General features: G+C 72.3%; 10 protein-coding genes. 3 read left to right on the top strand and 7 right to left on the bottom strand.

Going from position 1 to position 13578, the window contains the following annotated elements; genetic code table 11:
* Nucleotides 1–72: 72 nt before the first annotated feature.
* The 7 genes from AB0M08_RS28595 to AB0M08_RS28565 are packed head-to-tail and all read right to left on the bottom strand — an operon-like array spanning nucleotide 73 to nucleotide 9165.
* A complete protein-coding gene (locus tag AB0M08_RS28595) occupies nucleotides 73–3048 on the bottom strand; it encodes an ABC transporter permease (RefSeq protein WP_364499563.1) in 2976 nt (991 codons plus the stop codon).
* A 2-nt stretch (nucleotides 3049–3050) separates the two neighbouring features.
* Nucleotides 3051–4013 carry a formylglycine-generating enzyme family protein gene (locus AB0M08_RS28590; protein WP_364499560.1) on the bottom strand — a complete coding sequence of 321 codons (963 nt, stop codon included), beginning with the start codon at nucleotides 4011–4013 and terminating at the stop codon, nucleotides 3051–3053.
* A gap of 5 nt (nucleotides 4014–4018) precedes the next feature.
* Nucleotides 4019–5488, bottom strand: a complete 1470-nt coding sequence (locus tag AB0M08_RS28585; RefSeq protein WP_364499557.1) for a sulfatase-like hydrolase/transferase — start codon at nucleotides 5486–5488, stop codon at nucleotides 4019–4021.
* Entirely contained in the window at nucleotides 5485–6438 is a 954-nt protein-coding gene (locus tag AB0M08_RS28580) for an aliphatic sulfonate ABC transporter substrate-binding protein (protein ID WP_364499555.1), read from the bottom strand. Before AB0M08_RS28580 ends, AB0M08_RS28585 begins: the two co-directional genes overlap by 4 nt.
* Nucleotides 6435–7199 (bottom strand): ABC transporter ATP-binding protein, encoded by a 765-nt coding sequence (locus tag AB0M08_RS28575; RefSeq protein WP_364499552.1) that lies wholly within the window; start codon nucleotides 7197–7199, stop codon nucleotides 6435–6437. Before AB0M08_RS28575 ends, AB0M08_RS28580 begins: the two co-directional genes overlap by 4 nt.
* On the bottom strand, nucleotides 7196–8002 hold the full coding sequence (locus AB0M08_RS28570) for an ABC transporter permease (protein WP_364499549.1): 807 nt from the start codon (nucleotides 8000–8002) through the stop codon (nucleotides 7196–7198). The genes AB0M08_RS28575 and AB0M08_RS28570 overlap by 4 nt, the downstream gene beginning before the upstream one ends.
* On the bottom strand, nucleotides 7999–9165 hold the full coding sequence (locus AB0M08_RS28565; protein WP_364499546.1) for an ROK family transcriptional regulator: 1167 nt from the start codon (nucleotides 9163–9165) through the stop codon (nucleotides 7999–8001). Before AB0M08_RS28565 ends, AB0M08_RS28570 begins: the two co-directional genes overlap by 4 nt.
* A 192-nt stretch (nucleotides 9166–9357) precedes the next feature.
* Between AB0M08_RS28565 and AB0M08_RS28560 the strand changes: the two genes are divergently transcribed.
* The 3 genes from AB0M08_RS28560 to AB0M08_RS28550 all read left to right on the top strand — a co-directional run bounded on the left by AB0M08_RS28560 (nucleotide 9358) and on the right by AB0M08_RS28550 (nucleotide 13574).
* Complete coding sequence (locus AB0M08_RS28560) at nucleotides 9358–10374, top strand: hypothetical protein (RefSeq protein ID WP_364499543.1); 1017 nt, start codon at nucleotides 9358–9360, stop codon at nucleotides 10372–10374.
* Between the two features lie 1008 nt (nucleotides 10375–11382).
* Nucleotides 11383–12264 (top strand): LLM class F420-dependent oxidoreductase, encoded by an 882-nt coding sequence (locus tag AB0M08_RS28555; RefSeq protein ID WP_364499541.1) that lies wholly within the window; start codon nucleotides 11383–11385, stop codon nucleotides 12262–12264.
* A 251-nt stretch (nucleotides 12265–12515) separates the two neighbouring features.
* Nucleotides 12516–13574, top strand: coding sequence for a LacI family DNA-binding transcriptional regulator (locus tag AB0M08_RS28550; RefSeq protein WP_364499538.1), 1059 nt, complete (start codon nucleotides 12516–12518; stop codon nucleotides 13572–13574).
* Nucleotides 13575–13578: the final 4 nt, after the last annotated feature.

Genomic DNA, 13578 nt, shown 5'->3' with positions numbered 1-13578 from the left:
CGCGCGGCCCCCGGACTCATCGTGCGGCGCCCGGGTTCATCCCGCGCCCCGGGCCATCGCTCGCCGCCGGGCTCATCGGTCCCCGCCGGCGGAGGTCGCCGAGGAACCGGAGATCGCCGACGACGCGGCCAGCAGCAGGAGGGCGACCGCGCCCGCGGCGAGCAGGGCCGGCCGGCCGAGCGGATCGGGTGCGGGCAGCAGCCGCCAGCCGTCCGCGAAGTACGTCGCCGGGGCGCCCGCCGCCCACCGCGCGAGCACCGCCGCCGCCAGCCCGGCCACCGCGCCGGTCACCGCCAGCGCGAGCGGCCCCGCGTAGCCGGTGGCCGCCGCGGTCCGCCGGGACAGGCCCTGCACCCGCAGCGCCCGGGTCGCCGCCAGCCGGGGCTCCCGGTCGACGGTCGCGGCGACCACGCCCATCGCCACCGCGACCAGCACCGCGACCACCGCGCCGAAGAGCGTGAACGCGCCGGCCGCCGACGCGCCGCGCCCCGGTGTCCGGGCCGCCCGGGCGGCCGCGTCCTCGTCGGCGAGAACGGTCAGCCCGGCGGCGCGCAGACCGTCCACCACGGACTCCGGCGCGCCGGAGGCGAGCCAGACCTGCGGGGTTCCGGAGGGCGCGGCCTCCGCGGCGATCCGGCGCAGCGCGTCGAGATCGGTCAGCACCCCGGCGGCGCCGAGCACCGGCAGCGCCCCGGCGGTGCCCGCGACCCGCACCGCGATCGGCCCGGCGCCGGTGAGGTCCAGGACGGCGTCGTCGAAACGCCAGCTCGCCGGTGCCGGCCCGGCCAGCAGGACCGGCAGCGGGACGGTGGCGTCGGCGGCGTAGACCCGGTCGCTGGTGGCGCTGCTCGCCGCGCCGCCGGAGATCGCCAGCCCGTCCGCCACCCCGGCCAGCTGCGGTCCCGGCCCGGTGGCCACCGTGCGCCAGCGGACCGGATCGGCGAAGTCGGCCGCGGTGAGCAGCGTCCGGTCCGGCCCGGTCTGGGTGAGCTGGCGCAGGACGATCGGTGCCGCGGCGGCCGCGCCGGTCACCCCGGGCGGGCTGGGCACCTCCCACCGGACCAGCCGGCATCCGCCGGAACAGCCCTCCACCGTACGCGTGACCGCGGCGTCCCCCGGCCGCACCGGGCCGAACGCGACGCGGACCGGCGCACCGGTGGCCTCGTCCTGGAGCACCAGGTCGACGGTGCCCGCCCGGACCCGGTCGTTGCGCACCTCGAGGGTCAGCGCCGAGCCGGTGATCAGCAGCGGCGCGTCCGAGTCGGCCTGCGGGACGGGGCGGGCCCCGAACGTGGGGTACCAGTCGGCGACCGTGGTGAGCCGAGTGGTGTCGACGGCGAGCAGCGGCGGGTTCTCGGTACGGTCCACCACCGCGGCCATCGCGTACCCGCCGCCCGGATCGGCGACGGTCACCGCGTGCTGCAGCGCGGTCCAGGTCAGTGTGGTGCCGGGCGCCGCGCCGACGGTCAGCACCCGGTCGGCACCGAGCTCGGCACCGGCCCGGGCCAGGTGCGCGGACCGGTCGGCGGCGAAGAGACCGGAAGCGGTCGCGAGCATCGCCACCGCGACCGCGATCAGGGCGAAGACCCGGTCGGTGCCGGCCTGCCGGGACATCCGCACGGCGATCAGCCCGAGACGCAGCCGCCCGGACCGGAGCGCGGCGCCGCCACCCCGGTCGGCGATCCGGATCATCAGCCGGGCGGCCAGCACCGCGACGGCGACCGCGACCGCGGCGGGGGCCAGCGCGCCGAACCCGGAGTCGGTGCCGCCTGACCGGGATTGATAGGCGGCGGCCGCGGCGACCGTGATCAGCAGGAGGTCGGCGAGCAGCACGGCGCGGCCACTGCGTGCCGGAGGCACCGAGCGGAGCAACGCGGCCACCGGCGTACGGAGAAGCAGGGAATCGGCGGCGAAGAGGGTGAGGAACGCGATGAGCAGGACCACGACGACGGCCGAACCGGACCAGAGACAGGCGGTGCCGAGTGCCGGACCGGGCGGTCCGCCGGCCAGGAGCCACGCGCCGGTGATCCCGGCGGCCGCGCCGAGCAGGCCACCCAGCAGCAGGGGCGGCACGTGCTGACCGGAGAGGAGCACGGCCAGCCGGCGCCGGCCACCGCCGCGGAGCGTGACCAGGGCGGCGTCGCGGCGACGGTCGCGGGCGGTGTAGCGGCCGGCCAGGACGATCGCATACCAGCCGAGCAGCAGGACCGGGAGGGCGGCGAGCAGCACGCCGACGGTCAGCCGCTCCCGCTCGCCGGTGAGGATCGCGCGCAGCGGACCGGTCGGATCGGTGATCTCCAGGCCCTGGGCGGAACCGGACGCGACCAGCGCGCCGAGGTCGTAGCCACCGTCTCCGCGCAGCAGCGCGTCCGGCACCGCGGCGGACCAGGTGAGCACCGGCTGCGCGAGCACGCCCTCGGTGAACGACGCGGGCACCGTCATGATCGGGTCGAGCCCGCTCTGCGGCCGGTAGAAGGGGTCGGCCCAGTAGCCGTCGGCGGGGTCGGTGACCTGGTAGATACCGGTCACCCGCAGGGTCACCTCGCCGGACTCGAGGTTGGTCTGCACGACCAGGTCGTCGCCGGGCCCGACGCCGAGCCGGGTGGCGACCGGCTGGGTGATCACCGCATCGCCCCGGTCCGCGGGGCAGCCGCCGGTGAGCGTGACCCGGTCGCAGAAGCCGTCGCGGTAGCCGACCATCACCCGGTCCGCGGTGCCGACCGGATCGATCACGGTCATCGCCCGGCTCAGCCCGAGCACCGGACCGGCGCCCGGCATCGGGATGGCGCGGTCCACCGCGTCGCCGAAACCGGAGAGCGCGGCGGCCGGATCGCCCCCGGTCTCCGCGGCCCAGTGCACCGTCACCACCCGCTCGGCGGCCGGCCCCTGGAGGCCCACGGTGGAGCGGACCGTGGCGGTGAGCACGTACCAGGGCGCGCCGGCGGCGACCGCGGCGGGCAGCATCGCGAGCACGAGCAGCGTGCACGCCTGGGCGGCCCGTGCCCGGACCGCGCCCAGCAGGATCGTGACCATGCCCCCGTCAGCCATCGTCAACCCACGGTACGGAAGCCCATGTTCCCTGTCGACGAATCAGCGGTATTCGATGACCGGGCGGCGTTCCGGTACCGGTTGCAGTACGAGTCGTGGCAGAGGTACGAACCACCCCGGATCACCCTCGACTGACCGTCATCGGGCCCGCGCGGGTCCTCGGCCGGCGAGATCGCGTAGTAGTCCGGCGCGAACCAGTCGGCCACCCACTCCCAGACGTTCCCGACCGGTTGGTGCAGGCCGTACGCGTTCGGCGGGAACGCCCTCACCGGCGCCGTGGTGAGGAAGCCGTCCTCGACCGTGTTGCGCACCGGGAACTCGCCCTGCCAGATGTTGCACGCCCAGTCGCCGATCGGCAGGTCGTCGCCCCACGGGTAGCGCCGGGAGTCCAGCCCTCCGCGGGCCGCGCACTCCCACTCGGCCTCGGACGGGAGGCGGCGCCCGGCCCAGTCGCAGTAGGCGAGCGCGTCGTTCCAGCTCACGTGCACCACCGGGTGGTCGTCCCCGGCCGACGACGACGGGCCGCCCGGGTGGGCCCAGTCGGCGCCCTCGACACCGAGCCACCACGGGGTGCCGCGCATCGGGCCGACGACGCGATCGGGATCGGTCAGCGCGAGGTGGAAGACGGCGGACCAGCCGTACTTCTCGGCGTCGGTGCGGTAGCCGGTCGCCGCCGCGAAGGCGCGGAAGCCGGCGACCGTCACCGCGGTGGCGTCGATCCGGAAGGCGGGGAGGGTGACCTGGTGGACGGGGCGCTCGCCGTCGGCGTACGCCCCGTCCCCGTGCGCGTCCCCCATCGCGAAGCTCTGCGCGGGCACGAGGACCTGCTCGATCCCGTGCGCACCGGGGCTCTCCGGCCGCCCGGCACCGCCACGGCCGGCCGGGCCCCCTGAAGCGCCCGCCTGCCCCGCGGCCGCGCCGTCCTCTTCCCCCGCGCCGCCGCTCGACGGCGTACAACAATCCATGATCGCTAGGATAGGTAGGATTGGTCGTCGAGGCCGCTCAGGGTGGGGTCGTGGTCCACCGCGCCGACCGGATACATCGACGTCATCCAGTGGTAGAAGCGGTCGTCCCGCTCCACCAGCAGGCGGTAGAGGCGGGCCGTCATCCGCTCCCGGACCGGCGCCATCTCCGGGTGGTGGTAGACGTTGAGCAGCTCGTCGGGGTCGCGCTCCAGGTCGTAGAGCTCGTTCACCGACTCCGGGTTGACGACCAGCTTGTAACGGTCGTCGCGGAGCATCCGCTGCGGGTACGGGAAGTGGTGCCCGTGGAACTCGCAGACGATGTCCGGCTGCCAGCCCGGGTCCTCGCCCTTCACCAGCGGGACGAGGCTGCGCGAGTCGACCGCCGGCGCCGTGTCCACCCCGGCCAGGTCGAGGATCGTCGCGGTGCAGTCGAGGAGGCTGACGAACTCGTCCCTGACCTGCGGCGGCGCGCCCGGGATGCGGACGATGCCCGGGGTCCGGTAGATGTCCTCGTACATCGCCGGGCCCTTGTCATGGAGGCGGTGCGAGCCGGTGAACTCTCCATGATCGCAGGTGAAAAATACAGATGTTTCCTGGCTTATACCCAATACATCGATTTCGTCCAGGATCCGGCCGATCTCGACGTCGATCATCGAGACGTAACCCCAGTAGACGGCGATCAGCTTCCGGGTGACCTCGATCGGCATGCTGTCGAAGGTCCAGTGGGCGGAGTAGTTCCGCTGCACCGGCGGCTTCCCCTCGAACGTCTCCGCGATCGATTTCGGTAACTCGACGACCGCCGGGTCGATCATGTCGAAGTACTCGTCGGGCACGATGTAGGGCAGATGCGGCCCGAAGAAGTGGGTGGCGAGGTAGAACGGCCGGTTCTCCGCGCTGTATCGCCGCAGAAGCTCGATCGTCCGCGTCGCCAGATAGTGCTCGAAGGTGGCCTCCACCGGCTGCCTCAACCGCGCGGCCAGCAGATTCCCCGGCCCGCCGTTCGGCAGCGTCCCCCGGATCCGGTCGTGGATCTCGTACGGCGGAAGATCGTGCTCCTTGAGGTACGCCAGATAGTCCTCGTGCTCCACGGGGTTGTGCCACCCCGGCAGGTGCGGCCCGTCGAACCCGTAGTCCGCCGGCGTCTTCGCGCTGCTGGCATGCCACTTCCCGAGCAACCCGCAGTTGTAGCCCCGCTCCCGCAGCGCCTCCCCGAAGGTGAACGCGCCGTCCGGCAGATCCTCCTGGTACCCGACGTTGCGCTCCCGGTTGGCGAGCACCTTGTGCCGGAACGGCGCCTGCCCGGTGAGCAGGCTGGCCCGGGCCGGCGTGCAGATCGCGGTCGGGGTGTACCAGCGGTCGAACCGGGTTCCGGTGGCGGCCAGCCGGTCCAGGTTCGGGGTGGCCACGTGCGGATTCCCGTACGCCCCGAGCGTGTCCACCCGGTGCTGATCGGTCATCAGGAAGAGGAGGTTCACTGCGCGAAGCCCTCACCCGAGTAGTAGGTCGACGGGTCCGGGTTGCTCGGCAGCTTGCCGGCCCCGACGAAGTAGTCCCCCATCCCGGTCAGCCACGTGGCGATCGTGCCGTCGGCCGTGTACTTGACCAGCGTCGCGGAGTCGAGCATCTCGCTGTTCGCCGCGTCCGCCTTCACCGCGTCGACGGTCTGCTTGTTCAGCGCCGCCACCAGCGCCGCCGTCTCGTCCGGGTGCGCCGCCCGGTAGTCCATCGCCTCGCGCAGCACCTGCACCACCTTGGCGGTCTTCGCCGCCGCGACGTCGTTGCCGCCGACGAACGCGGTCGGGAACGACACCTCGGCGGCGAAGTCGGCGTCCTTGGCGAGCTCGACCAGGTCCGGCTTCTTCGCCTTGATCGTGTTCAGCAGCGGGTACCAGATCCCGGCCGCGTCGATCTGGCCCGAGCCGAACGCGGTCACGATGGTGGCCGCCTCCATCGGCACCCGCTGCACGTCGTCGCCGCTCAGCCCGGCCTTCTTCAGCGCCAGCGTCAGGATCATGTCGCCCGAGGTGCCCTCCGGTACGCCGATCTTCTTCCCCCTGAGCTGGGTGAGATCGGTGATGCCGGCCTGCGCGATCACCCGGTCGGCGTTGCCGAGCGAGTTCAGCGCGATGATCTTCGCCTTGCCGGAGGCGGGCAACCAGACCGCACCCGGCCCGATGTAGCCGTAGTCCAGGTCACCGGCGTTCATCGCGGTGATCTGAAGCGGTCCGTTGGTGAAGACCTTGAGGGTGGCCTCCAGCCCGCGCTTGGCCCAGAGCCCCTGGTCGTCCGCGATGGCCGGCAGACTCGCGCCGTTGTAGTCGGCGATATAACCGAATATCAGTTTTTCCGATGATTTTTCGCTCTCGCTAGAGCATGCCGCCACTCCGGCGAGCAGGGCGGCGGACAAGAATGCACGGCGCTTCATGCGACAGACTCCTGGTGATAGACGGCGCTCCACACGCGATTCCGGAGCGCGGTGAATCGCGGGCTGAGCCGCGATTCCTCGGTACGGGGGTACGGCAGATCCACGTCGACGATCTCGGCGATCCGTCCCGGGCGGGCGGCCATCACGACCACCCGGTTCGCCAGGAACACCGCCTCGTCGACGTCGTGGGTGATGAACAGGACGGTGCGCCTCTCCTGGCTCCACGTGGCGAGCAGCTGCTCCTGCAGGCGGACCCGGGTGAGCGCGTCGACCGCGCCGAACGGCTCGTCCATCAGCAGGATCGACGGGTTGACGGCGTAGGCGCGGGCGATCGCCACCCGCTGCTTCATGCCGCCGGAGAGGGTCTTGGGCAGCGCGTCGGCGAACCGCTCCAGCCCGACCAGCTCGATGAAGTGGTCGGCGGTCGCCCGCCGTTCGGCACGCGGCACACCCCGGTTCCGCAGTCCGAATTCGACATTCTTGCGTACGGTCAGCCAGGGGAAGAGCGCGTACTGCTGGAAGATCACGCCGCGCTCCGGTCCGGGCCCGGTGACCGGCTCGCCGTCGACCAGCGCCCGTCCGCGGGTCGGCGTCTCGAGCCCGGCCAGGATGTTCAGCAGCGTGGACTTCCCACAGCCCGAGGGCCCGACGACGGTGACGAACTCGTTGTCCTGCAGCGCCAGCGACACGTCCCCGAGCGCGACGAACTCCTCGCCCTTCGGCAGCGGGAAAACCTTGCGGACGTTCTCGACGGTGATCATCGGGTCTCCTGCCAGTCGGTCAGCCGGCGTTCGGCGAGCAGCAGGAGCCGGTCCATCAGCAGACCCAGCAGACCGATGCTGATCAGCCCGACGAAGATCGTCGGCAGGTCGTAGTAGAGCTGCGCGCTCTGCATGCGATAGCCCAGCCCCTGCTGGGCGGCGATCAGCTCGGCGGCGACCAGGGTGGCCCACGACGAGCCCAGCCCGATCCGCATCCCGACCAGGATGAACGGCGACGACGCCGGGATCACCACCCGCGCGAAGATCACCCGGTCGTTCGCGCCGAGCACCCGCGCCGCGTTGAGCAGCGTCCGGTCCACGGTCAGCACGCCCTGCAGCGTGGCGATCACGCAGGAGAGGAACGAGGCCAGGAAGATCACGAAGATCTTCGGCGTCTCCTCGATGCCCATCAATACGATGGCGAGCGGGATCAGCGCCAGCGGCGGAATGGTCCGGAAGAATTGAATCCACGGTTCCACCAGCGCCCGCACCGCCGGATACCACCCCATCAGGAATCCCACCGGAACGGCCGCGAGCACCCCGAGCAGGAATCCACTCAGCACCCGTTTCACGCTCGCCAGCACATCCGCCCCGAGCGTCCCGTCCGCCGCGAGTTCCATTCCCCGCTTCAGCACCACGGCCGGCCCCGGAATATCAATCCCGGTCAGCGACGCCCCCCACCAGACCCCCAACCCCACCAGGACCGAGATCAGGTTCAAGACCGTCCTGGGTACGCCCGGAGCACGGCGCCCGAGCTCCCCCCGGCTCACCGCAACGTCGGTCTCCGCCTCGACAAGCGTCACGCCCCACTCCCCTCCGAGTCCCCGTACCCGGCCAGCAACGGCGACTGCCGGTACAGCGCCGCCACCGCCCCGCGGGCCCCGTCGTCATCCCCCAGCAGCGCCGCCCGCACCACCGGCCCACGCGGCCGCGTGCCGCTCCCCGCGACGTCGTGACCGGCCGGGATCCGCCCCGCCGCCACCACCGCCGCGGCCCGGTCCACGATCGCCGGGGCGGCCGGCGGCAGGCTTCCGCCGATCACGATCAGCTCCGGGTCGAGGATCAGCGCCGCCGCGGCGAGCACCCGGCCCACCGCGGCGCCGATCCGCTCCATGGCCGCCGCGATCCCCGGCTCGGCACACCGCCCGGCCAGCTCGTCCAGATCCGCGACCCCCGCCGCGGCCAGCGCCGGCCCCACCGAGGCGACCGTCTCCAGACAGCCCCGCTTGCCGCAGCGGCACGTCGCGCCGCCGGGCTCCGCGAGCACGTGCCCGAACTCGCCGGCCGCTCCCCCGGCCCCCGCGACCAGCCGGCCGCCGACCACCAGCCCGCCGCCGATGCCGTCCGCGAGCCGGACGTAGAGCACGTCCCGCGCGTCGGTCGTCCCGGCCTCGGCCAGCGCCGCGAACCGGGTGTTGTTGTCGACCAGCACCGGAGCCGTGAACCGTTCCCGGAAGGCCGCCGACACGTCGGCCCGCGCGCTGCCCGCCGGGTACGGCCCGGTCACCCCGACCCCGACGCCCTGCAGCGCGGAGAGCCCTATCCCCTGCTCCCGGCTCATCCGGTCGATCAGGGCGAGGCCGGACCGGACCCGCACGGCGAGCGAGGTCCGCGGCGAGTACCGGGTCACCCCGCTCGCGATGATCTCGTGGGCCGCGTCGGTGACCACCACGCGCACCCGGGTGTGCCCGAGGTCCACCCCGAGGAACTGCCCGGACCGCGGATCGAGCGCCAGCAGCTCGGCCGGCCGCCCGCTCCCGGCCCGCTGATGCGCGTCGGTGGTCACCTTGACGATCGCCCCGCGCCCGAGCAGATCGCCGGTGATCTCGGAGAGCGTGGTGCGCGACAGCCCCGAGCGGGCCGCGATCTGGGCCCGGCTCAGGGTTCCGCACTCCCGCAGGATGGCCAGGACGCGCTCCTCGTGAGCCCGTCTGACCAGCGCGTGGACGCCTATCGTTGCCGACACGCGGCTACCGTAAGCAACCCGTAATTTTTCCGTCAACGATCCGACGGAATTATCTCCCCAAAACCCGTAGGAAAACTTCCCCACTCATGATCACATGCGGTGAACGACCGGTTCCGCGGCGTTGGTCCACAGTGCCCCTATCTGCGATTTCCGGGGCTGCACGGAGGCCGCCGATGCTGCCACCCTGTCCCGATGGCCGCGGACCATCGTTCTGCCACACCCGCCCTGCCCCTGGTCGCCGACCCGCCCGTGTCGCGGAACGGCCAGCTCACCCGCCAACTCGGCGCCGTCCTGCTGCTCGGCGCCTTCCTCCCGCTCGTCTTCCAGGGCGTCGCGCACGGCTACCGGGTAGCCGGCAACGCCCTGCTGACCACGGCCGTCCTCGCCGTCCTCGCCGCCGGCACGATCCTGCTGCTGGTACTGCTCGCCGGCGGCACCCGCGCCGCCACCCCGCTCGGCGCCACCACCACCGGCCGGGTGACCTGGGCCTTCCTGGTCACCGTCGCCGGCGGCACCCTCTGGACCCTGGGCTGGCTGATCGCCGACAGCGCCGAACTGGAGATCGTCCGCTCCGGCCGCCTCACCCTGCTCTCCGGCGGCCTCCTCTTCGTCCTGGTCGCCGCGGTGCTGACGCACAGCTGGCCGCTCCGGATCCTGGCCGCACTCCTGCTGCTCGCCGTGGTCGCCTCCGGCGCCCTCCTGCTCCGCAACACCGGCCCCACCGAGGCCGACCAGGCACTGCGCCGGGCCGGCTACCCGCACGGCGCCCTCTACGTCGTCACCATCCCCGGCTACCGCTCGATCGGCCGCTCCTTCGGCGCCTCCCCCGACGGCGACCTCTTCGAGCCCACCACCCTCCCCGACGGCGCCGACCCCGCGACGTTCCGGATCAGCTTCAAGACCCGTTACACCTACCCCTGCGCCCACAACCTTCGCTGCTCCGACGCCGACACCACCGAGGCCGCCTCCACCACGACCTCGTCCCTGACCCCGACCATCGACCTCGCCGACCGCAGCGGCTTCGTCGCCACCCGCGGCCGCGCCACCCTCCAGCTCACCGCGGGCACCGCCGTCGACCCCACCGTCCTGCGCACCGCTCTGCGCGAGGCCCGCCCACCCACCGACACCGAGATCCTCCACGCCATCCCCGCACCCCCACCCACCGATTTCCTCGACTCCCTCCGCCGCTTCCTCCGCCACCACCTCTGACCACCCACCCTCATCACCCGCCGCCCATCACCCATCGCCTCCCACCCCACCGGCCCACGCTCGCCTGCTGCCCCCGCTCCTGGCCGGTTCTGAGGGGCGCCCGAGACGGCCCGACACACCTCTGACCCCGCTGGTCGATTCCGGCGGGATCGTCGTCGCCGGCGAGGGCCGCGGGATGGGCGTTCTCGGTCATGGTCCGGGGCGGGGGTTATCCACAGCCGGGGTTTGTCCACAGGGCCCCGGGCCAAGATCACTGTTATGTGCCACTGTTCCGTTAGGGATGGGGGTTTCCCCCGGTCGGGGTGGGCCCCGGCTGGCCGGACTTGATCAACATTTCATGATCAACTGCGGTGATGATCTTGGTGGCTGGTGCTCAGGGGTGCCTCGGCGGGCCGGAGTGACCCGTGAGCGCCAGCTTTCCCGGCGCGGCTGGCGTTCACGGGTCACTCGGAGCGCCTGAGACACCCCGGATCGCCAGCCGACCAGGACTGAGACACCCCGGATCGCCAGCCGGACCGGCCCGCGAGGCACCCCGAATCGCCAGCCGACCGGCCCGGGGAGCCCTGGACCGCCGGCTCACCGCCCGCGGGGTGCCGCCCGGCCGGTCCACGAACGAACCGCGGCAGGCGGGGCCGACGATCCGCGGACGGCGAGTGTTCGGGCGGGCGGCACCCGGTCACGGGACCCGGCGTCCCGCCAGGTGGTCCAGATGTGACCAGCAGGGTCACCTCTCAGTCCCGGCCAGAAACCGGCGGCTGGCACTGAAGGATGCCCGAAGCCCCCCAACACCAGCCAGCAACCGACGGCTGGGCAGCCGGCGGCGCGGGGCGGCCGTCGGGGTGGGGCGGCCGTCGGGGTGGGGACGGTCCACCGATCGCCGTGACGGCGGTGCACGGAAGGCGTTGACCTGGCACTCCGCGATCGATGCGATGCCGTTTACACCGTTTCCCGGGCAGTCCCTCGGGGTGAGGGGACCAAGTGGGTCGATGGAGTCGGTAGGTTGGGATCATGAGCATGCGATTCGGGGTTTTCGTGCCGCAGGGCTGGCGGATGGATCTTGTGGAGATCGCGGATCCGGTGGAGCAGTACGAAGCCATGACGACGGTGGCGAAACTGGCGGACGCCGGGCCGTGGGACAGCGTCTGGGTGTACGACCACTTTCACACCGTGCCCGAGCCGACGATCAACACGACGTTCGAGTGCTGGACGGTGACCTCGACGCTGGCCCGGGACACGACGCGGGTCAACATCGGGCAGATGGTGGGGTGCAACGGGTACCGGCAGCCCTCGCTCTACGCGAAGATCGCGTCGACCGTGGACGTCGCCAGCCGGGGGCGGCTCTACGCGGGACTCGGCGCGGGGTGGTACGAGCACGAGTGGAAGGCGTACGGCTACGAGTGGACCGAGATCCCGCAGCGGATGGCCGAGTTCCGCGAGGCCGTCGAGGTGATCACCCGGATGTGGACCGAGGAGCGGCCGGTCTTCACCGGGAAGCACTACGCGATCGACGGGCCGATCAACGAGCCGAAGGGCGCGGGCGGCCGCAAGCCCCCGCTCTGGCTCGGCGGCGGTGGTGAGAAGGTCACGCTGAAGCTGGTCGCGAAGTACGCGGACGCCTGCAACATCGGCAACGGCGACCCGGAGATCGTCGAGCAGAAGCTCGGCGTGCTCCGGAAGCACTGCGACGACCTGGGCCGGGACTACGACGCCATCACCAAGTCGACCAGCCTGCACCTGGACCTCGGCCAGCCGCTGGGTGACGTGGCGGGACGGATCGAGGCGCTGCGCGAGGCGGGTGCCGACTACCTGATCGTGTACGTGCCGCGGGTGGCCTACGAGCACGAGCCGATGCTGCGCTTCGCCGAGGAGATCATCCCGCAGTTCTCCTGAGAGCGTTTTCCCAGGGCAGCGGCGGAAACGCCCCGACGGCCCGGCCGATTTTCTCCGCGGCCGGGCCGAACCGCTTCCGGAACTTACGAAGCTGGTCCAGGCCCTGCCAGCTGCGGAAACAGCAGCCTGGGCTTAACCGGTTAATAAAAATCCGCTGCACAGGATGCGGATGACCATGGGAAGACGTGGCAGAATTCCGATACCGGGTTCGTAAGTTGCAGGCGATGCACCCCGGAACGAGGAGTTCCCCCATGGCTGTCGGCAAGCAGCGTGTCACGATCGCGGCCATCGCGCAGGCGGCCGGAGTGTCCGTTCCGACGGTTTCGCGAGTGCTCAACGGACGTTCCGACGTCTCCGCCTCGACCCGCGAGCTGATCGAGCAACTACTCCGCGAGCACGACTACCGGCCCCGCAACTCTCGGCATTCCGGACGCGCCCGGCTGATCGACCTGGTCTTCAACGACCTGGACAGCCCGTGGGCCCTCGAACTGATCCGCGGCGTGGAGGACGTCACCCACGCGGCCGGGGTCGGCACCGTGGTCTCCCAGGTGCACCGGCGGACCACCGCGACCCGCCAGTGGCTGCAGAACCTCCGGGCCCGCGCCTCGGACGGCGTCATCTTCGTGACCTCCGACGTGGCCGAGCCGGTGCACAACGAGCTGCACCGGCTGCGCGTCCCCGTGGTGATCATCGACCCGGCGGGCGGCGCGGCGGCGGACGTGCCGACGATCGGCGCGACGAACTGGTCCGGCGGGCGCACGGCCACCGACCACCTGATCAGCCTCGGTCACCGGCGGATCGGCTTCATCGAGGGACCGCGCGATCTGCTCTGCAGCCGGGCCCGGCTGGACGGGTTCCGCGCCGCGATGGAGAGCGCCGGGCTGCCGGTCGACCCGGAGCTGATCGAGCAGGGCGACTTCAGCAACGAGACGGGCTTCCTCGCCGGTGGACGGCTACTCGACCGGGCCGGCCCGCCCACCGCGATCTTCGCGTCCAGCGACCAGATGGCGTTCGGCGTCTACGAGGCGGCCCGGCGGCGCGGCCTGCGGGTGCCGGACGACCTGAGCGTGATCGGTTTCGACGACCTGCCGGACGCGTGCTGGTCCTCGCCGCCGCTGACCACGGTCCGCCAGCCGCTCGCCGAGATGGGGGCGCTCGCCGCGCGTACCGTCCTGCGGTTGTCGCGCGGCGAGGCCATCGAGACGCCCCGGGTGGAGCTGGTCACCAAGCTGATGACCCGGGAGAGCACCGCGCCCCTGAGTGAGACGCGGACCCGGCTGCTGGCGGAGGCCAGCGGCCAGGCCGCATGAGATC

Source organism: Actinoplanes sp. NPDC051851, from assembly GCF_040681165.1.
Taxonomy (GTDB): domain Bacteria; phylum Actinomycetota; class Actinomycetes; order Mycobacteriales; family Micromonosporaceae; genus Actinoplanes.
This window is presented reverse-complemented; position numbering and strand designations above follow the sequence as displayed.

Excerpts from the sequence above, each read along its gene's own strand:
- AB0M08_RS28580 (WP_364499555.1), bottom strand. The coding sequence starts at position 6,438 with ATGAAGCGCCGTGCATTCTTGTCCGCCGCCCTGCTCGCCGGAGTGGCG.
- AB0M08_RS28555 (WP_364499541.1), top strand. The coding sequence starts at position 11,383 with ATGAGCATGCGATTCGGGGTTTTCGTGCCGCAGGGCTGGCGGATGGAT.
- AB0M08_RS28595 (WP_364499563.1), bottom strand. The coding sequence starts at position 3,048 with ATGGCTGACGGGGGCATGGTCACGATCCTGCTGGGCGCGGTCCGGGCA.
- AB0M08_RS28590 (WP_364499560.1), bottom strand. The coding sequence starts at position 4,013 with ATGGATTGTTGTACGCCGTCGAGCGGCGGCGCGGGGGAAGAGGACGGC.
- AB0M08_RS28550 (WP_364499538.1), top strand. The coding sequence starts at position 12,516 with ATGGCTGTCGGCAAGCAGCGTGTCACGATCGCGGCCATCGCGCAGGCG.
- AB0M08_RS28575 (WP_364499552.1), bottom strand. The coding sequence starts at position 7,199 with ATGATCACCGTCGAGAACGTCCGCAAGGTTTTCCCGCTGCCGAAGGGC.
- AB0M08_RS28560 (WP_364499543.1), top strand. The coding sequence starts at position 9,358 with ATGGCCGCGGACCATCGTTCTGCCACACCCGCCCTGCCCCTGGTCGCC.